Source organism: Asticcacaulis benevestitus DSM 16100 = ATCC BAA-896 (assembly GCF_000376105.1).
GTDB lineage: Bacteria > Pseudomonadota > Alphaproteobacteria > Caulobacterales > Caulobacteraceae > Asticcacaulis > Asticcacaulis benevestitus.
Map to the genome: position 1 here is coordinate 1 of NZ_AQWM01000031.1, position 25,625 is coordinate 25,625.

Consider the following 25,625-nt stretch of genomic DNA (forward strand, 5'->3'; position numbering starts at 1 on the left):
CTCGCTTTTTGCAGCCTTCTTGTCGCCCTCAAATAGGGCAGCCATGCCGTCCTGGGCTGCCTTCTTCCAGGTATTGATCTGGCTCGGGTGGACGCCGTACTTACTGGCCAGTTCAGACACCGTGCCTTCCTCACGAAGGGCAGCCATCGCCACCTTCGCCTTAAACTCAGGACTGTGTTTCTTGCGGATATTCTTCATTTAAACCCCTTGGCCGGTGGCCACTATAGGGGCAAGATTATATCTAAGCCAGCTGTCCAGTTTTCGGGGACCACCTCAATATGCCTATGCGTGTCCGTCATCACCTACCTTACATGTGCTGGGCTATTCATCAGGGCCGTAGGAAATTACCTCACATTATATATAAGATTGTTCAATTTATGCAAATAAAACGCACGTGCGAAAGGCTTGATAAAAGATAAATTTCTAGTTGATGATGATCATCCCAAACGCCATTGTGGCCGGGCGAGTGACGACGCCCGCCCCCTCACAAGTGACCAGCGTCGAGGAACATCGCGGCGAGTATGGCAATTTTGCCGCAGGTTTGACGGAATGGCGAATTTTTATGCCACCGGTGTCATTTTCGCGTGGCTGTGCTCTTGCCAGTCCAAAATTTCTATGTCTAGCTGTATAGTATCGACGTCTGCAGGGTCTTGTCACCCTGAATGACACCGGTGTCACAACAAGCCGAACCGGAGCTTGCTCCATTCATATAAGCGGCCGAACGTACATACGAGCGGACCGCCGGCAAAAACGGGGAGTAGAAACCTATGCTGAAAACGACCGGCGCCCGAGTTGCGTCCAGATTTAACCGAGCCCTCGCCCTGAGTGGCTCTGTGGCGGCGATCGCGCTTGCCTTGGGTGCATTCTACAGCGCGCCTGCCGTCGCCCAGGAAACAACGCCAGACGCAGCCCCCGTGGCGGCACCGGAAGACGACTCGACACTCGTTATCGTGACCGGCTTTCGCGGATCACTGCAGACCGCCATCAGCGAGAAGAAACGTTCCAATGACATGGTCGATGTGATCAAGTCGGAAGATATCGGCCAGTTTCCTGACCTCAACCTGGCGGAAAGCCTGCAACGCGTTCCGGGCGTCTCGATCGATCGCGATGGTGGTGAGGGCAAGCAGATCACCGTGCGTGGCCTTAATTCGGAGTTTTCCCGCACGCGCCTGAACGGTCTCGAAGCGCTCGCCACGACAGGTTCCAAGGATTCCTCCGGCGGCACCAACCGCGGGCGCGGTTTCGACTTCAACGTTTTCGCCGCGGATCTCTTCAACTCCCTGACCGTGCGCAAGTCGCTGTCGGCCGAAATCGAAGAAGGCTCGCTGGGCGCGACCGTCGATCTGCAGACCGCCCGTCCCTTCGATTACAAGGGCTTCACCCTGGCCGGCTCTCTGCAGGCGGGCTATAATGATGCGTCTGAAAAGGCCGAGCCACGCGGCACCTTCATGGTGTCAAACCGCTGGGCCGACGGCCGCCTGGGCGCCCTGCTCTCCGTTGCTTACGGCACCCGCACGGTTATCGAGGATTCAACCAATACGACGCGTTGGGAAAACGCTTATGCAGCGTCTAATGTGGGCCGTTTCCAGAGCTACAGCACCAATGGCGGCACGACTTTCATCCCCATTGCGCCCTGCACACCCGCCGCGGCGGGCGTCTGCAACGTTGATGAAGGCCATGTCAGCGGCGCGGAGCCGCTTAATCCGGCCCTGACGGGCGAAGCGCAAAAAATCAGCCGCGCCGAACATCCGCGCATTCCGCGCTACAATCACTTCGAGACGGAACAGAAGCGTCTGGGCGTCACCGCCGCCTTCCAGATGCGGCCGAACCCCGCCACCCTGTTCACCCTGGAGGGCATGTATGCCACGTTTGGTTCGAACCGCGACGAATGGGAAATCGAGGCTATTTCGTTCAGCCGCTCCGGACAGGGCCTGCCGAAGACAGATGTCTATGATTACACCATCGACGACGAAGGCACGTTGGTAAAAGGTTCCTTCAACGATGTCGATATCCGCTCAGAGCATCGTTACGACGAACTGAAGACCACCTTCCAGCAGCTTAACCTGACCTGGGATCAGAACTGGGGTGATCGTCTGACTTCCAAACTGTTGCTGGGCGCCTCCAATTCGCTGCAGGACAATCCGGAGCAGACCACTTTCACGTTCGAATCGTATGATGTCGATGGCTATAGCTACGACTATACCAACATGACCAGCCCGACCTTTACCTATGGCACGTCATCGACCGGCTGCAACCCTGATCAGGCGTGTTACTGGACCTATTCCAGCAGCACCGGCAAAGGTGACGCCTCCCTCATTCGCCTGCGGCCGCAAAGCGTGGAAAACGGTTTCGCCACCGCCAAGCTTGACCTCAAGTATGAGCTTAACGACCATTTCGACCTCAAAGGCGGCGTGTCCAGCAAGAAGTACGAGTTCACCTCGACCGAATTTGGCCGGTACACGACCCTCCCCCCTGCCCCTGCCCTTGCCCGCAACGAAAACGCCACCGGCGCCATCGTCGCGGCTATCAATGGCGATATTGCCGGCTATTCCGAGACCGTTACCGTCAATGGCAACAGTTACCTGATACCGAATCTCGACAAGATCCGCGGTAAGTTCGATTATAACTGCAACTGCACGAACAGCTACGGCACCTTCACGGTCAACAACACCAACTCTTCGTCGCGAACCGGCAACCGTAACGCCCAGGAAATCGATACAGCCTATTACCTCCAGGCCGACTTCAACGGGCAACTGGGCTCCATGCCTTTCCGCGGCAATATCGGTACGCGTGAGGTGCGCACCCAAGTCTCGGTGAGCGGCTATGTCGGCACCGCTTCGTCCTCGGTCCTGACCACGATCGAACGCAACTACAAAGACTCCCTGCCCGCGTTCAACGTGATGATCGAGCCGCTCGAAAACCTGTATCTGCGCTTTGCCGCCGCCAAGACGATGGCGCGCCCGACCCTGTTGTCCATGACGCCTGGCGGTGGCTCGATCAGCACCACGAACAAGACCATCACCACGGGCAATCCCTACCTCGAACCCACGCGCGCCAACACGATGGACGTCTCCATCGAGTGGTATCCGGACCGTGATACGCTCGTGACGCTTGGCATCTTCCAGAAGGAACTGAAGAGCTATATTCAGTCGCGCGTGCAAAGTTTAAAGCTGAGCGAACTGGGCTACAACTACGCTGATCTGGGTGAAACCAGTGACGTGGCCTATCTCGTCACCACACCTGTCAACACACCGGGCGGTGATCTGAAGGGCTATGAGCTCAACCTGCAGAAGCCGTTTACCTTCCTGCCGGGCTTCCTCGGTCGCACCGGCGGCATCCTGAACTTCACCCACGTTGAATCCAGGATCCAGTACTATACCTCGCCGACCGCCACGACGACGACCGAAGCCGATCTTCTCGGCCTCTCACCCAATGCCTGGAACGCGACGCTCTACTATGAGGGGGAAGCCTTCTCGGGCCGGGTCGCCGCCTCCTATCGGGATGGCTACCTGTCTCTGCTCGCGCCGGGTTCCTCGGCTGATTTCTGGGGTAAGCACGAGACCCTCAATATCGACGCCCAGCTCACCTGGAAGATCAACAGCCATCTGACGGCCGTGCTCGAAGGCATCAACCTGACCAACGAGCCCGACGATCGCTACATCGCTTACAACACGGCTCAGGGCAATACGGCCCAGAACCTTCTGTATGACTACGGCACCTCAGGCCGCCAGTATTACTTCGGCCTGCGCTACAAGTACTAGACGACTGAACGCCCATACATCTGGGGCGCCGGATCCGTCCGGCGCCCCTTTTTATGAGCAAGGCGTTCTGCCATGAGAAGAGGATTGCACATGTCCTATAACCGTCGCTGGCGCTCATATATGAAAACCTGGCTCGCGGCTTTGGCTTTTGCAGTCCTAACGACGGGGGCCTGTGCCCAGACGCCACCCCTGACCGATGTTGACGCCCGCGCACAGACCAGGAAGATCACGGCGGTCAGGATCATTCTGGTCGGCGATTCGACCACGGCGGTGCAAAGCGGCTGGGGCGGCGCCTTTTGCGCCGACCACGTGACGTCTTTTGCCGCCTGCCTCAATCTGGCGCGCGGCGGACGCTCCAGCTATAGCTACCGCGCCGAAGGGTCGTGGGACATCGCGCTGGCCGAAATGCGTTCCGGCAGCTATGCCAAAACCTGGGTGCTGATCCAGTTCGGTCATAACGACCAGCCGGGAAAGGCAGGGCGCTCGACTAACCTGCAAACCGAATTTCCCGCCTTTCTCCGCCAGTATGTCAGCGATGTGCGCTCTGCCGGTGCCATACCGGTCCTCGTCACCCCCCTGACCCGCCGCGGCTTTAAGGACGGTCAGCTCCAGGACGACCTTGCCCCGTGGGCCGCCGCCACGCGCCAGATCGCCGCCGACATGCAGGTGCCGCTGATTGATCTCTACGCCCGCAGCCGGCAGGTGGTGCAGGCGCTCGGTCCGGTTCAGGCCATGACTCTGGCCCAGGCATCGCCACCGCCCGAACGGGTGGCGGCCGCTGAAACGGGCACGACGATATCGGCGCCGGTTTCAACGCCAGCGAAGGCCCCGACGCCGTTCGACCAAATGGCCTTCGCCAAACCATCTTTTGATGACACCCATCTTGGCAAGACCGGCGCTGCGGCCATTTCCGGTCTTGTCAGTGAAGAGCTATCGAAAGCCGTGCCCGAACTACGTCCCTATATCATCCCCTGAAGCATCCCCTGAAGCATCCCCCGAAGCATCCCCTGAGTGTCCGGAGTTTGGACCATGATCTTGCGAGCCTTTGCGCTTTGCAGCCTCACGGCAGCCCTTGTGGCAGCGCCTGCCTTCGCGACCGTCGTCGGCGTCAATCGTCCACCCCAGGCGATTACGCTTCAGCGCATCGCCGACCTTGCGCCGGAACAGCAACCGGCCTGGCGCGCCTATCTCGACCGCTCCGTGGCGCAGATGAAGGCGGACCGTTCCGCACTCGCGGCCGAGGGACCGCCTTCGCACATTCCGGCCATGATGCTGCGGGGTGACAGCGAAAAGACCATGCCGCTTGATGAGGCGCCAGCTTGGTACTTTACGCCGCAAGCCCGGCATATCGCTGATGTCATCGTCAGTTTTCAGACCCCTGCCGGCGGATGGAGCAAGAACCAGCCGCGTGATGGCGCCCTACGTGTGCCCGGCCAGCCCTACGCCGGCGCTGAAGGCACGCATGACGTGGCGTCGAAAGGAGCCGAAGCGGCGCAGGACACAAGCTGGCATTATGTCGGCACGCTGGATAATGACGCCACCATCACCGAGCTGCGGTTTCTCGCCCGCATCATAACCGCCCTCCCCGCCGATGACCGGACCGCTTACCGTGTGGCCTTTGAAAAAGGCGTGGGCTATCTGTTGAACGCCCAATTCCCCAATGGCGGATGGCCACAGATCTGGCCGCTCGAAGGCGGCTACCATGACGCCATCACCTATAATGATGATGCTATGGTCCATGCCAGCGAACTGATGTCGGCGATTGCCAGCGGCGCCGGTGATTACGCTTTTGTCCCCGAAGGATTGCGCCGAAGGGCGGCAGATGCCCGCGATCAGGCCATTGCCTGCATCCTGGCCACGCAGGTGAGCGTGGCGGGCCGTCGCACCGTTTGGGGCCAGCAACACGACGCGCTCACCGAACGGCCGGTAGCTGCCCGCAATTTCGAGCCCGACGCACTCTCTAGTTCTGAAAGCGCCAGCCTGCTCCTCTATATGATGACCCTGCCCGAACCCTCGCCCGCAATGACGGCGGCGGTGCATGAGGGGGTGGCGTGGCTGCACGAAGTCGCCCTTCACGACGTGGCGTGGACCGATGGCGGCGACAAGACGGCCGGCCGCCGGTTGATCGTCAGCCCCGGCGCGCCGGATCTGTGGGCGCGCTATTATGTGGCCGCCTCCGGAAAGCCTATATTCGGCGACCGCGACAAAAGCCTGCACGACGATGTCAACGAGATCAGTCTGGAACGCCGCAACGGGTATAGCTGGTTTAACACCGCGCCCCTGAAGGTCTTCAAGGCCTACGCCAGATGGCGCCTCGCCCATCCGGATACCAGACCATGACACCCAACCGCGCCCGGTCATGGTCTATGTTCGAAAAGGTGCCCTTCATCCAAGAGGGCACCTGAAGCGGCCTCAGTGCTTGGGCGCGGAGTGCGCGAACAAGGAGGCCCAGCCAGCTTTCGGACTCATATCGTCGAGATTCCAGTCGGCTTGAACGAAGGCTTGCTGCGTCGGTTTGTATTGGGGATAGCCGTAGTAGTTCTGTGCTTCGGAATCGATGATTTCGCCACGTCCTTCGGCCACATCCGACAACAGCTTGAAATCGACATCGTCGCGATCCCACGGGCGGGCGCCCGCCGCACCATAGATTTCGTCTTCCAGGCGCGCCGCGGGCATGATGCGGATATCGCCCGGCAGATAGGGCGTCTGTGCTTTGATAATTTTCGCCGAGCCGGTCGTATACCGCCCCGTCTGGGGCACCGCCTGACCGTTCGGATCGACGGCGATATTGTCGCGCATATACAGCGAGACGTCGCCCTCCCCCCCCAGCGAGAACAGAGGCGTCCCCGCCACGGTATCCGGTCCCTGACGATAGACGTTGCCGATCAGCGTGATCACCCCGGTTTCGAACGGATAGGTTTCCCATTCATGGCCGATGAGGTTGTAATGGATGGCCTTGCGCTTGGGATTGTAGATCATCGAATTGACCTCGGCGGCATGGACGCCGCCTTTGAACAAGGCGTTGCGCTCCTCGTTGGAGGCGTAAAGATTGGCGTAAAGCAAGATGCCGGTAGCGTTGTCGTGGATCAGCCCACCCTTGGAGTGTTCGCCCTTGTTATGCGTGGATTTCGCCAGGCCTTCATAGACCAGATTGTTGCTGTAGGTGATGTCGTGCGAGGTATTTTGCCGCCACTCGGTGATGTTGGCGCCTTTGAATCGCGGACCGGAAGCCGACAGGTTCTCGTCGGTCGCCCAGGAAAAGCTGCAGTGGTCGACGATGACATTGTAGGCGCCGTTGGTCGACAGGCCATCGGCGTTCCAGCCGCTTTTCTTCGCATGTCCCGCCTCGCCGGTGCGGATCATGACGTGCTGCATGATGACGTCATGCGTAGCGATATTGAACTCGCCGCGTATAAAGGTAATACCCGGCGAAGGCGCGGTTTGGCCAGCAATGGTGAGGTAGGGATTTTTGACGCGAACCGAGTCGTTGCCGAGATCTACGACCCCGCCGACCTCAAAAACGACGATGCGTGGTCCCTCGGCTTCCACCGCCGCGCGGAACGACCCAGGCCCTTCGGCGTTCAGCGTGGTGACGCGAAGAATCCGCCCGCCCTTGCCGCCTTTGGTCGCCTTGGCCCACCCCAGAACGTCATAGGTGGCACGGTTGAGATGAACCTCTGGCGCCTTGGCTGAATCCCGGGCCTTGGATGGGGTTGCGGCCATAGGTATGGCCGGCAAGGCCAGAGCCACAAAACTGCACAGCAAAAGCATTTTTCGGAACGACATGCGCTTCCCTTTCATTGACCCTGTAATGACTTTATCGTCTTTTTCGGAGCGCCGTTGCAATCGAGGCGTGACGTCCGCAGATTATTATGGTAACCGGTGTCATAAGCGTAAAACAAGGCTTTTGCAAGAAGCAGAATTCGGGAGCGCTCTTTAAACCGAGCCCAATGGATAAGATGACGGACACGATCGAAGCCTTTCTAAGCCTGCGCAGGAAAGCCACCATCAATGATGTGGCGCGGCTGGCCGGTGTGTCGAAAAAAACGGTTTCGCGTGTCATCAACAATTCACCGAGCGTGCACGCTCGAACGCGTGATGCGATCAGCGAGGTGATCGCCCGCATCAGCTTTCAGCCCGATCCGCAGGCGCGTGGCCTGGCTTTTCGCCGGTCATTTCTGATCGGCCTGATCTACGATAATCCCAACGCGCAATATATCGTCAACATGCAGATGGGTGTCCTGGACCGCTTGCGCGGCACAGGCAACGAACTGGTGGTTCACCCCTGCGACTGGCGCAGCGACGACTTCATACCCGAATTGCGTCAGTTTCTGGAACACCAGCGGCTGGCGGGCGTCATCATCCTGCCGCCGATTGCCGAAGACCGCCGCCTGCTCGATCTGCTCGATGAGATGGAGGTGCCGCGCGTCAGGGTCACGGCGCGCGCTGGCGCCAGCAACCAGCCCACCATTTCTGGCCAGGAAATTGTTTCGCATGACCACATCGGCTGCGCCGAAGCCAGCGCCCATATAGCCCTTCTCGGTCATCGCCGCATCGGCTATATCGGCGGCAATCTCGACTACCCTTCGGCGCACGAACGCCGACGTGGCTTTGACGCAGGCCTGGCCCAACACGGCTGCGCCATCGCGCCCGATCTCGACGAAGGCGGCAATTACAGCTTCGCTTCCGGTTATGAAGCGGGCCAGCGTCTGCTGACGCGGCCCGATCGCCCGACCGCCATTATCTGCGCCAATGATGAAATGGCTGCTGGCGCCTACAAGGCGGCCTATGAAAGCGGCTTGCGTATACCGCAAGACCTGACGGTGGTCGGTTTTGACGATGCGCCGATTGCCGATCGCCTGTCGCCGCCCCTGACCACGGTGCGCCTGCCGACGCGCGACATGGCCCGCATGGCCGCCAACCTCCTGATTTCACCAGAACCATCCACCATTTCGCACCTGCAAGTCGATTCCAAACTTGTGGTGCGTGGCTCCTCGGCTAAAGCGCCCAATCCTTAGGGCGCTTTGCATAAAATCTTGTTGTCAAAAGAAATGACACCGGTTACCAAAACTGATAAACACATCGCATCGGGCGTAAGAAACGACCCCAAAACGCTTTTTAGACAGGGACAGGCCTATGTGCACCAAGCACTTCACCAAGACACTTTACGCCACACATCCAGACATGATGAAGGGCGCTGATAACGCCGATCTGCGTGACAAATACCTGATGACAGGTCTGTTCGCGCCCGAAGCGATCTCCCTGCACTATACCCATTTTGAACGGTTCATTATTGGCGGGGCCGCCCCCGTCAACAGCGCCGTCAAGCTGCCGGACCAGACCGAGCCCGCTTCGGCCGCCGGCCATCCTTTCCTGGAGCGTCGTGAACTGGGCGTTATCAATGTCGGCAGCGGCTCTGGTAAGGTCAAGGTGGATGGTGTTGACTTTGACTTAAGCCCCAAGGATGGCCTCTACATCCCCATGGGCACAGCCGAGGTGTTGTTCTCATCGGATGAAGCGGCCAATCCGGCCCTCTTCTATCTGACATCGACCCCGGCCCATGCGCGCTATGAAACCGTCAAGATCTCAATCGACAAGGCCGTACCGCTCGAGCGCGGTTCGCTGGAGCAATCCAACCAGCGTGTGATCTACCAGTATATCGTGCCGACGACGGCCAGGTCCTGCCAGCTCCTGCTTGGCCTGACCATTCTGGCGCCTGGATCGGTCTGGAACACCATGCCTCCGCACCTTCATGATCGTCGTTCCGAGGTCTATTTCTATTTCGGCCTGGGTGACAATGACCGTGTCTTCCACTTCATGGGAGAGCCGGATAATGCCCGCCATATCGTCATGGCCAATAACGAGGCGGTTGTGTCGCCGCCCTGGTCCATCCATATGGGCGCCGGCACGTCCAACTACAGCTTCATCTGGGCCATGGGCGGGGAGAACCTCGACTACACCGACATGAAGGTGCTCGATATTTGTCAACTTGCTTAAAATTATAAAAAATTCAACGGGAAACCAGATACATGTCAACAGCACTGTTTGACCTGACCGGCAAGGTCGCGCTTGTCACCGGCGCCAATACCGGACTGGGGCAAGGCGTCGCCCTGGCACTTGCCGAAGCGGGCGCCGATATTGCCGCCGCCGGCATCGTGCCCGCCACCGAAACCGGCGAAAAAGTCGAGGCCCTCGGCCGCCGGTTTTTCAATATCGAGGCCAATCTGATGTCGATTGAGCCTGTCGAACGTATCGTGGCCGACACCCTGTCCCATCTTGGCGGGCTCGACATTCTCGTCAACAATGCCGGCCTGATCCGCCGTCAGGACGCCGTCGATTTTTCGGAAAAAGACTGGGACGACGTCATGAACGTCAATATCAAGGGGGCCTTCTTTATGGCGCAGGCCGCCGGCCGCCACATGATCGCGCAAGGCTCGGGGAAAATCATCAACATTGCCTCCATGCTGTCCTTCCAGGGCGGCATCCGGGTGCCGTCCTACACGGCCTCCAAGTCCGGGATCGCCGGCATTACGCGCCTGCTCGCAAACGAGTGGGCGTCGAAGGGGCTCAATATCAACGCAATAGCCCCTGGCTATATGGCCACGGACAATACCGCTCAGATTCGCGCTGACCCCACGCGAGAACAGGCGATCCTTGATCGCATCCCCGCTAATCGCTGGGGTTTGCCATCCGATCTGGGGGGGGCGGTCATCTTCCTCGCGTCCTCAGCGTCTGACTATGTCAACGGCGCCATCATCCCGGTAGATGGTGGTTGGCTGGCGCGCTGACGGGGCATCTCTCGGAGTAGAATATATCCGTCGTCAAACTTTTTGCGACAATCACAATCGCTAAATAGCGGTGTGCCTGCCCCAGTTTGGGTTGCAGGTGTGCCGCTGTTTTCGTGTGTTGCGTGCGGTGGCGCTCCAGAGGGTTCATTGATCTTTTGCGCCAGCCATCACCCGCGGGCCGCATAGCCTATGTGGAGCAAGCTTGATGCAACATCGAACCGCGCCGCCCCCCACAGGCCTATTTAATCGCTTTTCTGGGGATTTTTACGGCGAAATTACACTTTGGCCTTGCTTTTGACGTTTTGGTCAATAACAATCGAGCTCTAGTTTGTATCGGAGTAAGACGATGTCGGCAACCACATATAGCGAAAGCGATTTTAACGCACGCGTCAATAACGGGGCGGCTGTAGCAGATCAAGAAGCAGCCATCCTCCCTGTACCGGTGTCTTCCATCAAGGATAGACCGCGATCAAACGCTTCCTACCCTATTGCGTTCGGACTTATTGGCATGAGCGTCTTTTCTGTCGCTGTCTGGGTTGGCGCCGTCTGGGTCGTTCTGCATTAGCCGCAACGCCTCGAGTACCACAACCGTGGTATGGGCGACCCGAGCATCACGCGTTGACGTCTTCGATGACCAGCCCCTTGGATTGCGGTGACCTGGAGAGCCGTCAGTTGAGCCTTGAGCATCTCGACGAAGGACGGGCCATTTTCGTGCAATAGGAGCGCTTGGCGAGATGGGGACGTCATATACGCAGATGTTGGAACAATGGCCGTGTCGACAGCGGAGGAATAGTCGGCCAGATGCGCCTGCGTAGCAGCGCTTTTTTTGGTCGTTCAAACGGTCAGTCCAGTAGGTCGTGCATCACTTTTGCGCCAGCCGACGGCCGTCGCGGTTCATGTCCCGCATGCTGACCTGGTGGGTTATCCCATCCAGCAAGACAACAATGCGCCTCTCCAATCCGAAGCTTTCGGTCCATGCGTCGAAGGGCAAATCCTCGTTGTCAGGGGGACGGGCGCGCGTCGCGCTGGCAGACCAACTCGAACAGTTATTCCGCCCCGACAATCAGCCATCCAAAAACCACGCGACGACTTTGCGACCAGAACCCCGGACCTAAGGCTTCCAAACGAAGCTGGCCGCGGCACCCGCCGGCAAGGTGTAAGAAAATGTCTTGCCGCCCGCGCTGACGGAAAAGAGGCCTGGCTGTGCGTGCGTGTTGAGCACGATCAACACCAACGATCCATCCCGATTGCGAAAAGCCACATTGGAAAGGCCGTCCACGTCGTCAGAAGCGATACGCATCGCCCCGACCTTTACGAACTTCGAGGCATGACCGAAGGCGTAATATTCGATGTTTTTCTTAACCTCGCCTGTCTTTGAGTTGATCGTCACAATACCCCGGCAATCGCTGCACCCGCCCTTGTGCGGGCCGAAGTTTTCATCGAGCGCCAGGTTCCACATGAGCACGCCCTTGGACCAGTGACGTGTCGAGCCGATGATCAGGTTCTTGACCGTCCAAGCGAAGTTCTTGTCGAACTCCGGCGCCCATTCGCCACCAGAGCATTCGGTGAAATAAGTATCCTTGTCCGGATAGGCGTCGTGAACGGCGCCTTGCGCCGCCACATCACCTGCGTAGCAATGCCAGGCCACACCGGCGATAAACGGATTAGCCCGGGCGTCGGCCAGAACCGTCAACGGCGAAGAGGGCGTATCCCAATTGTGGTCATAGTCGAGAATTTGGGTCCTAAGCCCCTCGGCCTTGAATTTTGGGCCCAGATATCCGCCGATAAAGGCGGCGCGCGACGAAGGCTCCACGCGCATGCCCGGATAGGTATCCGGCTCAAAACCAGGTTCATTTTGCAGGGTCAGTAAGGAAATGGGGATGCCTTCCGCCCGCATGGCCTTGATATAGCGCGACAGATAATCGGCAAAATAAGGATAGGCTTCGGGCTTGAGCGAGCCCAGGATCAGGCTGTCGGTTGTCTTCATCCAGCCCGGTGCCGACCATGGCGAGGCCATGACAGTCAGTTTCGGATTGATCGCCAGGGCCTGCTTCACGGCCGGTATGACGTCGCGCCTGGCGGCGTCTATCGAGAAACGCGTCATGTTCGGATCGGTTTGCGCCGCCGGCATATCGTCATAGGAATAATGGTTGCCCGAAAAATCCGAGGCCCCGATGGTCAGACGTGTAAAGCTGAAATCCAGCCCCTTCTTTCCGAACAGATCATCCATAAGCCCGTCGCGCTGGCTGGCCGTCATATGGTTGCGGATCAGTTCGGCCGAGGCGTCGGTCATGGCGGCACCAAAGCCCACCATCGTCTGAAACCTTTGTTTTGGGTCGACAGTGATCACCGTGCCTGCGGCCTTTTTGCTAAAAGCAATGTCCGGCTGCTGCGCCAGCAATTGCGACTGGTCCGCATTGGTTTGCCACACCTTGACCGGCCCGGCCTGAGCCATCATCGGCAGGGCCAGAATAGCCATTGTAGCCAGCAACCTTATCGAAACGCACATGGTTTTCTCCCTGGATGTCAGGCCTTGCAGCCGGCCTCTATATAGTCGGCGTGGCTCGGCATGGCGGCCACGCATTTGTCAATCACCCGACTGATATCGTTGAGATATTTGATGATCTCATCCTCCGATCGCAGATTCACAAACGGATCATAGCTTTCCGGTATCAACCCCTGTCCAATGAGCACCTGTATCCAGCTCTCGTCGGCAAAAAGCTCCTCGCCCTTCTTGAAGAACCGCCCGGCGGCCTGCCACAGCGCCAGACGTTCGCGTAACGGCTCAGGAATATCCATATCACGGCACTGGCGCCACATCGGCGTGTCGTCGCGCTGGGTGATTTTATAGTGCGTGATCAGGAAGTCGCGGATATCGCGGTATTCCTCATCGACCAGAGCGTTGAAACTGTCGCGCTGCGCGGGCGCAAACCCGGCATCCGGAAAGAAAGCGATCAGCCGCATAACCACGCTCTGCACCAACTGGATTGACGTGGATTCCAGCGGCTCCATAAAGCCCGACGATAGTCCCACGGCCACGACGTTCTTGTCCCACACCTTGCGGCGCTTACCCGTGCGAAAGCGGATGATGCGCGGATCGGCCAGGGCCTCACCGTCGAGATGATCCATCAGGATCGCCGTCGCCTCGTCATCACTCATGAACCGTGAGGCAAAGACGTGACCGTTACCAATGCGGTGCTGCAAGGGGATGCGCCATTGCCATCCGGCCTGCCGTGCGATCGAGCGCGTATAGGGCGTCAAAAGCGCCGATTTTCCGGTGAACGGCTCGCCGGCCTCGGGCGTGCGTAAAGCAGGCCCCAGCCGCGGCGAGGTCGCCTGCGCGGCGTCCGAGCGCTCAAAAGAACAAGGCACCGCCACCGCGCGATCACACGGCAACCAGTGCGACCAGTCCTCAAAGCCGGCACCCAGTGTCTGCTCGATCAACAGGGCGCGCATACCGGAGCAGTCGATAAACAAGTCGCCGTCAACAACCGCGCCGCTTTCCAGCACCACGCCTTCGATAAAGCCATCCGTGGCACGTTGATTGACCCTGACGATCCGGCCTTCGGTGCGTTTGACACCAAGCTTTTCAGCATAGCGGCGCAGATATTGCGCATAGAGGCCGGCGTCGAAATGGTAGGCGTAGGCGATATCGTTGAGGGGAGACGCCTTCATGTCAGGCCGCGCGCGCAGGAACCTGTTGGCGTAGGCAGCCGCGGTATTGATCGAATAGTCGGCGAAGACGTCGGACACCTTGCCGGTGCCGCGCAGCTTCAGCCAATACTGGTGCAGTCTCAGCCAGCCGAGATTCTGACCGATCTTGCCAAAGCCATGCACATAGCTGCTGCCGACACGCCCCCAGTCGGTGAACTCGATGCCGAGCTTGAAGGTCGCCTGCGTGTTTCGGATGAAGTCGGTCTCATCCAGTTCGAGCAAATGGTTGAATTTTTTGATCGCCGGGATGGTGGCCTCACCCACCCCGATCGTTCCGATCTCCTCGGATTCCACCAGTTCGATGGCGAGGCTGGTCTTCGACAGCTTGGCAAGCATTGCGGCGGACATCCAGCCCGCCGTTCCGCCGCCCACAATGACGATTTTTTTTATGGCGCTCATTGGCACTCAACCGGGACAGATACAGGCAGTTCACCCACGCTTCCCGATTTAGCATAGCTCAGGCCATAGCCCAAGGCGAAGAGCGGCTGTGCCTTGGATGGGCATGCCGCCGATGGCCAGTCGAACGACAGCCGGCCCTTGAAGTCCTTATGCCCAAAGAGCACGTCCGACACGCCCTTGCCTTCTGTCCCCGGCAGCCAGGCCGCCACGAAGGCGTCCGAAAGATTGATCAGGTCGTTGGCATAGGCTGTGCGGCCGGATTCAAACACGGTGATGACCGGCCTATCCTTGCCAGCGACCGCCTGCAGAACCTTCACATCTTCCGGATAGCGCGTCGTATGCGACAGATTGCTGATATCGCCCGCCGTTTCGGCATAGGGCGTCTCGCCGATCACAGCGATCACCACATCGAATTGCGAAACGTCCACGCCCTCGCCCGTCGCCGCATAGGTGACATTGGCCGCGCCGGCTTCCGCCTTGATGCCACTAAGGAGGCTGTCGGCATGGGGGAAATCGGCATTGGCGTTGTCGGTGCCTTGCCAGGTGATCGTCCAGCCTCCGGTCTGGTTGCCGAGATTGTCGGCGCTCTTGCCGACCACGAGGATCTTCGCGCCTTTCTTCAGAGGCAAAACGCCCTTGTTTTTCAGCAAGACCAGCGATTCCGATACCGCCCGGCGCGCCAGATCACGCGCCTGAATGGCCGACATCTTGCCGGCATAAGGATTGGCGGAAGGCCGCTGACCCCAGATGCCTGCGCGCATTTTCACGCGCAGGATGCGTGTCACCGCATCATCGATCCGGCTTTGCGGGATCGCGCCGCTCTCGACATCGCCCACGGTCGCTTCGATGAACTTGTCCCATTCCAGCGGGACCATCATCATGTCGATGCCGGCATTGATCGCCTGCGGGCAATGGTAGTTGAGGCAACCCGGTAACTGGCTGACCGCGTTCCAATCCGAAATCACGAAGCCATCGAAGCCCATCTTGTTTTTCAGCACGTCGGTCAGCAGGTATTCATTGCCGTGCATCTTGCCATAAGCCTTGCCGGTGGCGCCGTCCGTCCAGGAACTGTAAGACGCCATGACGGTCTGCACACCGGCGCCCAGGGCGCCGTAGTACCCCTGCGCATGAATGTTCATCAGATCGGCTTCGGACGACCTGTTGAGGCCCTGATCCTTGCCGTTGTCCGTGCCGCCGTCGCCGATATAGTGCTTGGCGGTGGCCACCACATTGCCCGCCTTCGAGAAATCGCCCTGCATGCCTTCGACATAGGCTTTGGCGTAATCCCTGACCAGCAAAGGATCTGACGAGAAGCCTTCATAGGTCCGGCCCCAGCGCTGATCCTCGACCACAGCGAGCGTTGGCGCGAAGACCCAGTTGATGCCAGTGGCACGCACCGCCTTGCCGGTGGCAGCGCCAATCTCCTTGATGAGTGCCGGATCATTTGCTGCGCCCAGACCGATATTGTGCGGGAAAAGCGTGGCGCCGATCACATTGCCGTGGCCGTGCACAGCGTCGGTGCCCCACAGGAGCGGCACCTTGGTCTTCATGTCTGTTTTCAGACTGGCATCGTAGAAACCATCGGACATCGCCACCCAGTCCTTGAGCGTGGCGTGCTTCATCATATAGGGCCAAGAGCCGCCGCCATTCAGCACCGAACCGATGTAGTTCTTGCGGATATCATCGGGCGTCACCGCCTTGATCTCAGCCTGGGTCATCTGGCCTATCTTCTGGCGCAGGGTCATCTGGCTGACCATTCTGGCGATCTTCGCTTCCATCGCCGCGTCAGGTTTGATGGCCGAGTCTATGTGCGGCCACTGGGTCAGGTTCTGCGCCAGACCTTGGGCATGACTGAGTGGCGCCAGCAGAAGACACAGCGATATCGATCCGAGCAGCGCCCGACGAAAAGATGACTTGATCATGGAAAACTCTCTTGAACCTCCCCGCTTGTGGGGGAGCCGGCCGGTGTCGGGGACTGCCCCTCATCTGCGGCGTGATAGTGGGGTCTTTTACGAACTGACGAAAAAACTATCCGGGGAGAGACCGGGAGCGTCCCTCCCCGGATGGCTTAGGCGCCACCCCACGCACGCAATACGGCGCGGGGTGGCCTCGGGGGACGCTACCGGAAGCGGTAGCTGACGCCGAACAGGATGGTCTGGCCGTATTCCTCGTAGATTTCGGGGAAGGACGAACCGTCTGCCGCTTTATTTTCAGACACCTTCAACTGGGTCTGGTAGTTCGAATTGGCCAGATTGTAGCCTTGGAGCAGGAAGGTGACGCCCTTCAGTGGGCCGTCCTGCATCTGATAGCTAATCTGGGCGTCAACCTGGTTGTCCGCCAGGATGCGGGTCGCGGCACGGTTGGCGTAAAGCGCATAGGTTTCACCCAGGAAAGCGGAACGGTAGCGATAGCTGATGCGTGTCGAGAAACCGCCCTTTTCATAATAGCCTGTCACGTTCGCGACGTCGCCGGAGAAACCCGGAAGCTTGTCCGGATCGATCTCACTGCCCGAGCGGATATTGGTCCAGCCGCGTGAGAAGCTGCCGATCAGACCGAAGCCGCTGAGCGGCGACCACAGTAGCGAACCATCGATGGCGCCACTGAACTCGATGCCGGAGACATTCTTGCCGCCGCCGAGGTTGCCAATCGTGCCGTCATCGTTGATCGGCATGGTGAAAGAGCCGATATTGCTGTTCGGCACAACGCCGCTGGTATTGGTCCAGCCGGTAAAGTCAAAGTCATCAACCGTCAGGTTGCGGACGTAGGTCCGCATGACCTTCTGGAACCCGGCAACTCCAAAATAGCTCGTCTTGTTGAAGTAGTGCTCATAGGCCAGATCAACGCCATCGGCGATCCACGGCTTGAGGTTTGGATTGCCGCCGGAACCGCTCCAGGCCTTCGTCGTGAGGCTGACGCTAGCATTGCGACTGGCGCGCATGTCGTCCATGCGCGGGCGGGCCATCGAACGGGCCAACGAGAAACGGAACATCGAATTGTCGCTGACATCGTAGATCAGGTTCAGGCTCGGCAGGAAATCGCCATAGTTCGAGTTGGTCGAAACCCACTTGCCGATCGCGGGCGAACCGCGGGCGAGAATTTCGTTGCCGGCCGAGGTCTGGTCGGCCGAGACGTATTGCACCCCCAGATTTCCGCGCAGGCCGTGGCCGCCCAGTTCGGTGTCGATGCTTGCCTTAGCGAACAGCGTCACCAGTTCTTCATCGACCTGCCAGAATTTGTTGAGGTTGTCCTCGTTCTGGATGATGCGGCGATCGTAATACTTGTTAATGACGTCGTCCAGGTCATACGACAGCACGCCACCGAAACCAGCGAAGTCGAGGTTGGTGGCTTCTTGTAGGTCGCTGTCGGCCACGCGGACCCGCGTGCCGTGGCAGTCATTGGTCGTCTGGTTCCAGCCCTTGAGGCAGAGATCCCATTCGTTGACGCCCTTGTTTTTGGTACGGTGCGAATAATCGATGCCCAGTTCGACGCTCTTGAATCCACCCCAGTCGACATCGTGCACGCCGCTAAAGCGCGCCGTCAGCAGTTCGTCGGTGACTTTCGGCGTGCGAATGGCGCCGTCATGGCCCCAGCCGCCCCAGGGCGCCACATCGCCGAGATACACGTTATCGGCGTTGGCATAGTCGAAACCCGGATGAAGTTGCGGGAAATCCCCATAGGCGATGTCCTCGTCTATAGTGTCAAAGGTGCGGGTTACCGGCGTCGGGTTTGTGCCATAACCGGCATAGGTTTCGGCGATCTGCTCCTTACGCACGGTACGCGAGTAACCAAAGTCGACGACCGAACGCCATGACCCGATGTTGAAGCGGTTGTTCGAACCGAAGCTGAACATCTCATCTCGGCGCAGGTTGTTGTCGTTACGGATAATCGGAGCAATGCCGCTGATCGTCGCCTTCTGTACCACCGGCGTACCGCCACGGTCCGTCAGGACGACGTTCGAGAAGTGGATGTCATCGGTCCATTGCGTTTGGTACCACTGGGCGCCGTGCGTCACTTCGTCCTGCTCGAAGACCGAGTAGTAGAAATCGTTGACGGAGCGGAAATTGTCGTTCGGCTTGAAATCAAGAACGGCCATGTAACCGTCTCGGGTCTGCTTGCGGCCGGTCGCCCAGATTTCGACACCATGCAGGCCAAGCGCATCGGCATTACCGAGGCGCGGCAGGCCGGTCACGGAATCGTTGCCCTGCTTGTCCCACCACCAACTCTTGGAATGTTGCAATTCCGACGGATCATCGAGGTGCGCGTAAGAAAGTGCGACGCCTAGCTTACCATCAAGAAATTGATCGATATAGGCCAGGCTGAGGCGGTTGCCGTTGGCACTGTAACCGGGAACGACCTCGCCATTGGTATTAACCGAGCCGCGCACATTCACCGAGATAACGCGCTTATTGTAGTCAAGCGGACGCACGGTATTGAGCACAACGGTGCCCGAAAGGCCCTGACCGGTCAGGCTGGCGTCCGGCGTCTTGTAAACCACTGCCGACGAGATCATTTCCGACGGATACTGGTCGAATTCGGCGGCGCGATTGTCACCGGAAGATACCTGCAGACGGTTGTTCAAAAGAGTGGACGCGAAATCGCCGGACAGGCCGCGGATCGAGATCGTCTGCGAACGGCCGCCAACACGCTGCGCCGCCAGGCCCGGCAGGCGCGCCAACGATTCAGCAATCGAGGCGTCGGGCAGCTTGCCGATATCTTCGGCCGAAACCGCCTCGACGATTGACGTGCTTCTTTTCTTGATGGCGAGGGAGTCCTGCAAGCCCTTGCGGATGCCAGTGACGACGACGGTCGTGCTCTCCTCGGCGGGCGCGGCGGCGGTGTCCTGAGCGCAGGCGGCCGTTGCAAAGCCGCTGAGCGCAAGAGCGCAGGCTGCGGTTGTCATTAAAGCGGTGCGAAGGGCCGCAGCCCTCGTGGACACAGACGGGCTGCGTCGGGTGACAGAATTCATAGGTCCCTCCCAGGTCGGGGTTTCATCTTGCTCGTGCGGCGGGTTGATCCCGCCATTGGAAGCGCTCTCAATTTCTGCGCCCAGGGTTGCTGCCCTGTCAAGTCACTTGCCCAAAAGAGGTCGCAATTGCCGGCAAATTGTCTCCAATTGGTAGCAAAGGTGATCAATATGCCACAAGTTTAGGCAGGTCTGGCGCTTTAAGCGTCATAACTCCGACAATTGGTAGCGCTTTCAATATTGCCGAAATGTGAGCGCCGCACAGGCAAGCTTTTCCAGGCTTGCCGAGGGTTCAGCCCTGGGGCGGGCTGGCCGATTCGCGCATCACGACCTTGTGGGGGACCACATCAAAACGCAACGGAAGAGGCCCCGACGCCGTCTTGCCCGCCTTGATGCGCTCGACAATCATTTCCACGGCGCGATAGCCAATGGCTTTCAGGGGCTGATTCACCGTGGTCAAAGGCGGCCAGATGATTTCTGATACCGGCGTGTCATCAAAACCAACAATGGAAAGGTCCTGTGGGATCTGCAGGCCTATCTTATGCGCCGAGAACAGAGCGCCGACAGCCATATCGTCGTTGGCGCAGATCAGAGCGCTCGGACGCTTCGCATGGCTCAGCATGGCGGCCGTGGTCTCGACGCCGGAGCGGAAGGTGAAGTTGCCGCGCGCCACGATGACGTCGGATTCAGCGATGCCAGCTTCGGCCAGGGCGCGCAGAAAGCCTGAAAAGCGCTCCTCGGCCGATAGGTGGCCTTCCAACCCCTTGATAAAGCCAAAGTCTTTATGGCCAAGCTGCAACATGTAACGGGCCATCTCATAGCCGGCCACCTCGTCGTCTATACCGACGCCAGACGCCATCTTCTGCGCCGCCAACCCGGGCGATATGCACACGACCGGACAGTTGCGCGCTTCGAGCTCTTGCAACAGATCGCAATCATCGGAAAATGGCGGCGTCAGGATCAGGCCGTCGCAGCGACGTGCATCGACCAGTTCCAAAATCTTGCTGGTCTTGCTGAGGGAGTGCTGGTTGACCGTATGCATCAGAAGCTGAAAGCCAACCAAGGCGCAGGCGCGCAGTGCCCCCAATTCCAGGCCGGAATGATAAAAAGAATTCGGCTCCGAATCGAGGTCGGAGGCATAGATCAGTCCCAGCACCTGGGTCTTGCCGCCGGCCAGAAAGCGCGCCTGCATGTTGACCTTGTATTGAAGTTTGTCGACCGCCTTGAGCACGCGCTGGCGCACTTCTTCGCGCACATTGGGGCCGCCATTGAGAACGCGCGATACGGTGGCGCGCGCCACGCCCGATAAGGCGGCCACATCATCAATCGTTGGTTTACCTGCGCTCAAGCCACTCTCACCCATCGCAACATATGTCTTTCGGCTTTATGCGGTCTGAACGCGCAGGTTACAAGGCCGAAGTGCATTGTTATTGAGAGCGCTCTCAATGAGTTGATCTCGGAGCTGGCCCAAGTCTTCAAATCAGGACGTCAGCGCAGAAGCCCAGCGGCAGAACCATAAGCGCGCTCGGCAGGTCAGATGAGAACTGTCAGGCCTTGGCGCCTCTTGCCGCCCGCAGAAGGAGGTAGCCGGCAACACCGGAAAGCGTCGACCCCAGCAACACGCCGATCTTTACCTCGTCCTGAAGCACAGGCGCTGTGGCAAAGGCGAGTCCCCCTATAAACAGGCTCATGGTGAAGCCGATCCCCGTAAGGACCGCCAGGCCATAAAGCTGGAACCAGCTCGTGTCCTTGGGCATTTTGGCCAACCCTGACCTGATCGCCAGCGTGGCAGCGGCGAAAACCCCCACCTGTTTACCGACGAAGAGACCCAGCGCCACGCCAAGCGGCACAGGATCGAGCAAAGCCTCCAGCTTGAAACCACCCAGCGCGACACCGGCATTGGCAAAGCCAAACAGAGGCACGATAAAGAAGGCGACGGGTTTGTGCAGGGCATGCTCAAGCCGAACCAGAGGCGAATGGTGATCATCACCATCAGCCTTATGGGTGTTCAGCGGAATGAAGAGCGCAACGCCGACACCGGCCAGTGTGGCGTGGATGCCCGACTTGAGCGTGAAAAACCAGATCACCGCACCGATCAAGAGGTAGATCCAGATCGCCTTGACCTTGAGGCGATTGAGGACAAAAAGAACAACCAGGCCGGCCACGGCTGCGCCCAGCATCCCCAAATTCAGTTCGGCCGTATAGAACAAGGCGATGATGATAACGGCTGCCAGGTCATCGATAATGGCCAGCGCCGTCAGAAAAATTTTGAGCGACGTCGGTACGCGGGAACCGAGCAACGCCAGGACACCCAGCGCGAACGCAATGTCGGTTGCCGCTGGAATGGCCCAGCCCTTCAGGCTTTCGGGATGCGACAGGTTGAACATCAGATAGACGCCAGCCGGCACCACCACGCCGCCAAATGCCGCAATGCCGGGCAAGGCGCGTTGTGACCAGGTGGCCAACTCGCCTGTGAGCACTTCGCGCTTGATCTCAAGCCCGACCAGAAGGAAAAACACGGCCATCAGGGCGTCGTTAATCCAGTGCAGAACACTCAAGCCCCCGACATAAAGGTGGAGCGTGTGAAAATAGGTTTCGGCCAAGGGCGAATTGGCGACAACCAACGCTATGACCGCCACAGCCATCAGGACAATTCCGCCCGCCGCCTCACTTTTCAAAAAGTCTGCGGTCATCGACATCGTCTTTTTCAACATAACGCCTGCACCTTATCTTTTTTGGCCTGAGGCGACCCTAAGGGTGTCCGCCATAAGGCGGCAAGCCTTTTCGGCCGCCGGGCAGTCGCGTCACTACAGGCCGGCAAAGGCTTTGAGCGATTGCAAAACTGATACACCCAGAGCCTGAACGCCCGCCGCGCCAAGACCAAGCCACGTCAAATAAACAGCGTACAGAAGAAGACAAATCAGGCCGCTCAGGCGCCCTATCCGTTTAAAGGCAAAGACCATGACACAAAGCCAAAGCGTTGCCCCGAGCATCAGAGGTAAATCCAGCGACAGGAACTGAGCCGAGACGGGGAGCGAATAGACACCGGCCGTGATGCCCAGAATGGCCAAAATGTTGAAAATATTGCTGCCAATGATATTGCCCAGACTGACCTCGTTTTGCCCCTTGATGGCGCTCATGGCGCTGACGGTGAATTCTGGCAAGGATGTGCCCACAGCCACCAGGGTCAGGCCTATCACGGCTTCAGAAACCCCCATTGAGCTGGCGATCGCGGTAGAGCCCTTCACAAGGTAATCCGCTCCGAAGATTAAAAGCGCCAGCCCGCCGGCCACGAAGGTCACGGCCCAGGGCAGCGACAGGTGCTTTGCGCCAATATCTTCCATCTCGACCGGGATCGTCTTTTTTCTTTCCAGCACAAGGACGAGCAACAGATAGACAAGAATGAGGCCCGCCATGACAAGCCCCTGCTGTTGGGTGATCACGCCCTTGAAAGCGAACCATAGCAACGCGACGCCCGCCATAAGCATGACGATTACATCCCGGCGTAATCCTTTCGCTTGTGTGCTCATCGGCATGATCAAGGCGCCAACGCCACCAATGAGCAGAATGTTCGCCGTGTTTGAGCCTATGATATTGCCAAGCGCCACATCAGGTGCTCCTCGGTTGACGGCTTGAAGGCAGACCAGCAACTCGGGCATGGACGTGCCAAAACCGACAATGGTCAGGCCGACGATGAGTTTGGGAATATTGAGGCGTTCGGCTATCGATACGGCGCCACGAATGAGCCCTTCGCCACCCAGGAAAAGACCTACCAGGCCGCACACCACATAGATTTGATTGATATAAGTCTGAACAAAATGCATCTCAACCGCCCCCACGATCTGTACCATGGGCTCAAGATGCCACAACAGGTGAAGCAAAGTCACGCAAAAGCGGATCAAACGACACCCTTGCCGTCGGCGTCGATCATCACCAGACCATCTTCCTTGTAGAACGGGCCAGGCGGATAGGTGTCAATGCGGTCAAATACCGCCTCGGGCGGACGGAAAAATTGGATGCCTGTTGGTGTCACAACGAGCGGGCGATTGACCAGAACGGGCGCCTCCAGCATAGCCGACAGGATCGTCTCATCGCTGACGCCAGGCTCCAAGAGACCGAGTTCCCTTGCGGGGGATTGGGGCTCACGCAGCGCCGTATGCGGCGTCAGGCCCGCTCGGCTCAGAATGGCAAGATTTGCCGACATGGTGTTTTGCTTGATGGCGAAGTGATCGCCGATCTCACCCGCCAGCATCCCCTCCTGCCCGACTTTGATAAGCAGGCGAAAGACATCCAGACGGGTTCCTGACTGAGCGCGGCGCTTGCTTCGATAGATTTTTGGTTATCCATATAGCATGAGTGCGCGATATCTTGGTGTGTGTCGATCGCGTCACCATGATCAATTTCTCAGATTCGATGGAAACCGCTTGCCTCTTGTGTGGGCAGGCTCATAATAGAGCCGGGACAGGTCTTTGTAATCGTCCGGCGCTGATGCGTCGGACGATTGCGTTTTCTTTTGCAGAAGGCCAACCATGGACCCCAAAACCTACGTGTATGATATCTTGGTCGAGATCGTGGCCAAGGAACTCAACCTCTCCGAAAGCGTCGTTCGGGAGGCCAAAACCCTGACAGAACTTGGTATCGATTCCCTTGAGATGATCGAGGTGATTATGGCGGTCGAGGATCGACTGGGCATCGTCATACCTGACCGTGAACTGCGTGAGGTCGCATCGATCAACGAACTGGTCGCACTGATCTTAAGGGAAGGCGGCGCCACCATAGCCGTGGCCATGTCGTGAGCCCTGAAGACGTCGTTATAACCGGTATAGGATTTAGAGTTCCGGGCGCTTCAAATCTCGACGCCCTTATCGACCTATACCGAAATGGTAAGCCCGCAACACGGCCGTTGACCGGACGGCTGTCGGCTTGGGCGGGCGGCCTCGTCACCGCAGAGGATGTTGACAGCGCCGACACCAAACAGATGGATCGGTGTTCCCTCCTCGCCCTGGTTGCAGCGCGCGAGGCCGTTGCAATGGCAAACCTTTCCGAACACGGCCAGCTTGATCAGGCCGGCGTGTTCGTCGGGTGCGGGGGTGGCGGCTTGATAACCTCGGAGCAGGCGACACTCGATCTTTACGAGAAGGACGAAATCAAGTCCCCGACCCTGTTCAAGACCATGGCCAATGGACCCACCGCCCAGATATCCATGGCCTTTGGATGCCATGGCCCGACCCTCACCTATGCCATGGCCTGTTCGTCCGCCGCCCACGCCATCGGCGAGGCCATGCTGGCCATCCGCGCGGGCCGGTGCGATCAGGCCATCGCCGGGGGGACCGAGGCCCCCATGACCTTCAGTATGCACCGGACCTGGGTGGCTTTGCGCCTTTTATCACCCGGCCAGGACGGTCTATGCCGACCCTTTTGCTATGAACGTGGCGGACTCCTGCTGGGTGAGGGCAGTGTCTTTTTCGTCCTGGAAAGACGCAAGTCCGCAGCAGAGCGTGGTGCGCCGCCCCTGGCCACGATCGCAGGCTACGGCGCCCGCTCGGATGCCACCCACGTGACGGCGCCCAATGCGGATGGCCAGGCCGCGACCATAGGTCAGGCGGTGCGCATGTCGGGGCTCGCGGCCGCCGATATTGGACACGTTAGCGCGCACGGAACCGCCACCTTCGCCGGCGACATCTCGGAGACGAAGGCCCTGAAAATGGTTCTGGGCGACTCAGCCCAACGCCTGGCCGTGTCCGCTACGAAAAGCTTTCACGGGCATCTGCTTGGCGCCGCGGGTGGGGTTACGGTGTTGGCGAGCCTTTTGGCGGTCAGCCGGGGCTTCATCGTCCCCACGGCCAATTTCGGTACGCCCGATAAGGATCTGGATCTTGACTATGTGCCCAATGTCGCGCGCGAACATGTGACCGTAAAAGCGTCGCTAAGCAATGCCTTCGGCTTTGGCGGCAGCAATGCCAGCCTCATTCTCACACCAAGCTGATCGGGTGCCATAGA

18 protein-coding genes are annotated in these 25,625 nt (G+C 58.9%); 8 read left to right on the forward strand and 10 right to left on the reverse strand.

What is annotated here, in order from left to right:
* On the reverse strand, window positions 1-198 hold a 198-nt coding region (locus B060_RS0118985), incomplete at its 3' end, for an IS3 family transposase (RefSeq protein ID WP_018083390.1).
* A gap of 569 nt (window positions 199-767) precedes the next feature.
* Between B060_RS0118985 and B060_RS0118990 the strand changes: the two genes are divergently transcribed.
* From B060_RS0118990 to pelA, 3 genes are all read left to right on the forward strand, one after another.
* Window positions 768-3,761, forward strand: coding sequence for a TonB-dependent receptor (locus B060_RS0118990; protein WP_026172981.1), 2,994 nt, complete (start codon window positions 768-770; stop codon window positions 3,759-3,761).
* Window positions 3,762-3,881: 120 nt separating this feature from the next.
* Window positions 3,882-4,736, forward strand: a complete 855-nt coding sequence (locus B060_RS0118995; protein ID WP_026172982.1) for a rhamnogalacturonan acetylesterase — start codon at window positions 3,882-3,884, stop codon at window positions 4,734-4,736.
* Between the two features lie 54 nt (window positions 4,737-4,790).
* Complete coding sequence (gene pelA, locus B060_RS0119000; protein ID WP_018083393.1) at window positions 4,791-6,101, forward strand: pectate lyase; 1,311 nt, start codon at window positions 4,791-4,793, stop codon at window positions 6,099-6,101.
* 72 nt (window positions 6,102-6,173) lie between these two features.
* Here the strand turns inward: pelA and B060_RS0119005 are convergent, their stop codons facing one another.
* Window positions 6,174-7,547 carry a pectate lyase family protein gene (locus tag B060_RS0119005; protein ID WP_155847863.1) on the reverse strand — a complete coding sequence of 458 codons (1,374 nt, stop codon included), beginning with the start codon at window positions 7,545-7,547 and terminating at the stop codon, window positions 6,174-6,176.
* 164 nt (window positions 7,548-7,711) lie between these two features.
* Between B060_RS0119005 and B060_RS0119010 the strand changes: the two genes are divergently transcribed.
* The 3 genes from B060_RS0119010 (at window position 7,712) to kduD (ending at window position 10,549) form a co-directional block, all read left to right on the forward strand.
* Entirely contained in the window at window positions 7,712-8,779 is a 1,068-nt protein-coding gene (locus B060_RS0119010; protein ID WP_018083395.1) for a LacI family DNA-binding transcriptional regulator, read from the forward strand.
* Between the two features lie 118 nt (window positions 8,780-8,897).
* The gene (gene kduI / locus B060_RS0119015; protein WP_018083396.1) at window positions 8,898-9,758 is read left to right on the forward strand and encodes a 5-dehydro-4-deoxy-D-glucuronate isomerase; all 861 of its coding nucleotides are present in this window, start codon (window positions 8,898-8,900) and stop codon (window positions 9,756-9,758) included.
* A gap of 32 nt (window positions 9,759-9,790) precedes the next feature.
* Window positions 9,791-10,549 carry a 2-dehydro-3-deoxy-D-gluconate 5-dehydrogenase KduD gene (gene kduD, locus B060_RS0119020; protein WP_018083397.1) on the forward strand — a complete coding sequence of 253 codons (759 nt, stop codon included), beginning with the start codon at window positions 9,791-9,793 and terminating at the stop codon, window positions 10,547-10,549.
* 1,111 nt (window positions 10,550-11,660) lie between these two features.
* On the opposite strand, the gene B060_RS0119025 is transcribed toward kduD, so the two are convergent.
* The 8 genes from B060_RS0119025 to B060_RS25240 form a co-directional block, all read right to left on the reverse strand.
* Window positions 11,661-13,058 (reverse strand): glycoside hydrolase family 30 protein, encoded by a 1,398-nt coding sequence (locus B060_RS0119025; protein ID WP_031221047.1) that lies wholly within the window; start codon window positions 13,056-13,058, stop codon window positions 11,661-11,663.
* A gap of 17 nt (window positions 13,059-13,075) precedes the next feature.
* The gene (locus tag B060_RS0119030; RefSeq protein ID WP_018083399.1) at window positions 13,076-14,662 is read right to left on the reverse strand and encodes a tryptophan halogenase family protein; all 1,587 of its coding nucleotides are present in this window, start codon (window positions 14,660-14,662) and stop codon (window positions 13,076-13,078) included.
* Window positions 14,659-16,584: a glycoside hydrolase family 3 protein gene (locus B060_RS0119035; RefSeq protein ID WP_018083400.1), complete on the reverse strand. Its 1,926-nt coding sequence runs from the start codon at window positions 16,582-16,584 to the stop codon at window positions 14,659-14,661. Before B060_RS0119035 ends, B060_RS0119030 begins: the two co-directional genes overlap by 4 nt.
* 197 nt (window positions 16,585-16,781) lie before the next feature.
* Window positions 16,782-19,562, reverse strand: coding sequence for a TonB-dependent receptor (locus tag B060_RS0119040; RefSeq protein WP_018083401.1), 2,781 nt, complete (start codon window positions 19,560-19,562; stop codon window positions 16,782-16,784).
* Window positions 19,563-19,917: 355 nt separating this feature from the next.
* Window positions 19,918-20,973, reverse strand: a complete 1,056-nt coding sequence (locus tag B060_RS0119045; protein ID WP_026172984.1) for a LacI family DNA-binding transcriptional regulator — start codon at window positions 20,971-20,973, stop codon at window positions 19,918-19,920.
* 199 nt (window positions 20,974-21,172) lie between these two features.
* A complete protein-coding gene (gene nhaA / locus B060_RS0119050; RefSeq protein ID WP_018083403.1) occupies window positions 21,173-22,339 on the reverse strand; it encodes a Na+/H+ antiporter NhaA in 1,167 nt (388 codons plus the stop codon).
* Window positions 22,340-22,432: 93 nt separating this feature from the next.
* Window positions 22,433-23,476 (reverse strand): sodium:calcium antiporter, encoded by a 1,044-nt coding sequence (locus tag B060_RS0119055; RefSeq protein WP_236621658.1) that lies wholly within the window; start codon window positions 23,474-23,476, stop codon window positions 22,433-22,435.
* A gap of 47 nt (window positions 23,477-23,523) precedes the next feature.
* The gene (locus B060_RS25240) at window positions 23,524-23,877 is read right to left on the reverse strand and encodes an ArsC/Spx/MgsR family protein (protein WP_018083405.1); all 354 of its coding nucleotides are present in this window, start codon (window positions 23,875-23,877) and stop codon (window positions 23,524-23,526) included.
* A gap of 277 nt (window positions 23,878-24,154) precedes the next feature.
* On the opposite strand from B060_RS25240, the gene B060_RS0119065 reads away from it, so the two are divergent.
* Together B060_RS0119065 and B060_RS0119070 are read left to right on the forward strand one after the other, a co-directional pair.
* Window positions 24,155-24,421 carry an acyl carrier protein gene (locus B060_RS0119065; protein WP_018083406.1) on the forward strand — a complete coding sequence of 89 codons (267 nt, stop codon included), beginning with the start codon at window positions 24,155-24,157 and terminating at the stop codon, window positions 24,419-24,421.
* Window positions 24,418-25,611 (forward strand): beta-ketoacyl-[acyl-carrier-protein] synthase family protein, encoded by a 1,194-nt coding sequence (locus B060_RS0119070; RefSeq protein ID WP_026172985.1) that lies wholly within the window; start codon window positions 24,418-24,420, stop codon window positions 25,609-25,611. Before B060_RS0119065 ends, B060_RS0119070 begins: the two co-directional genes overlap by 4 nt.
* The last annotated feature ends 14 nt before the right edge of the window (window positions 25,612-25,625 follow it).

Excerpts from the sequence above, each read along its gene's own strand:
- B060_RS0118990 (WP_026172981.1), top strand. The coding sequence starts at position 768 with ATGCTGAAAACGACCGGCGCCCGAGTTGCGTCCAGATTTAACCGAGCC.
- B060_RS0118995 (WP_026172982.1), top strand. The coding sequence starts at position 3,882 with ATGAAAACCTGGCTCGCGGCTTTGGCTTTTGCAGTCCTAACGACGGGG.
- pelA (WP_018083393.1), top strand. The coding sequence starts at position 4,791 with ATGATCTTGCGAGCCTTTGCGCTTTGCAGCCTCACGGCAGCCCTTGTG.
- B060_RS0119005 (WP_155847863.1), bottom strand. The coding sequence starts at position 7,547 with ATGTCGTTCCGAAAAATGCTTTTGCTGTGCAGTTTTGTGGCTCTGGCC.
- B060_RS0119010 (WP_018083395.1), top strand. The coding sequence starts at position 7,712 with ATGGATAAGATGACGGACACGATCGAAGCCTTTCTAAGCCTGCGCAGG.
- kduI (WP_018083396.1), top strand. The coding sequence starts at position 8,898 with ATGTGCACCAAGCACTTCACCAAGACACTTTACGCCACACATCCAGAC.
- kduD (WP_018083397.1), top strand. The coding sequence starts at position 9,791 with ATGTCAACAGCACTGTTTGACCTGACCGGCAAGGTCGCGCTTGTCACC.
- B060_RS0119025 (WP_031221047.1), bottom strand. The coding sequence starts at position 13,058 with ATGTGCGTTTCGATAAGGTTGCTGGCTACAATGGCTATTCTGGCCCTG.
- B060_RS0119030 (WP_018083399.1), bottom strand. The coding sequence starts at position 14,662 with ATGAGCGCCATAAAAAAAATCGTCATTGTGGGCGGCGGAACGGCGGGC.
- B060_RS0119035 (WP_018083400.1), bottom strand. The coding sequence starts at position 16,584 with ATGATCAAGTCATCTTTTCGTCGGGCGCTGCTCGGATCGATATCGCTG.
- B060_RS0119040 (WP_018083401.1), bottom strand. The coding sequence starts at position 19,562 with ATGACAACCGCAGCCTGCGCTCTTGCGCTCAGCGGCTTTGCAACGGCC.
- nhaA (WP_018083403.1), bottom strand. The coding sequence starts at position 22,339 with ATGTTGAAAAAGACGATGTCGATGACCGCAGACTTTTTGAAAAGTGAG.
- B060_RS0119055 (WP_236621658.1), bottom strand. The coding sequence starts at position 23,476 with ATGGTACAGATCGTGGGGGCGGTTGAGATGCATTTTGTTCAGACTTAT.
- B060_RS25240 (WP_018083405.1), bottom strand. The coding sequence starts at position 23,877 with ATGCTGGCGGGTGAGATCGGCGATCACTTCGCCATCAAGCAAAACACC.
- B060_RS0119065 (WP_018083406.1), top strand. The coding sequence starts at position 24,155 with ATGGACCCCAAAACCTACGTGTATGATATCTTGGTCGAGATCGTGGCC.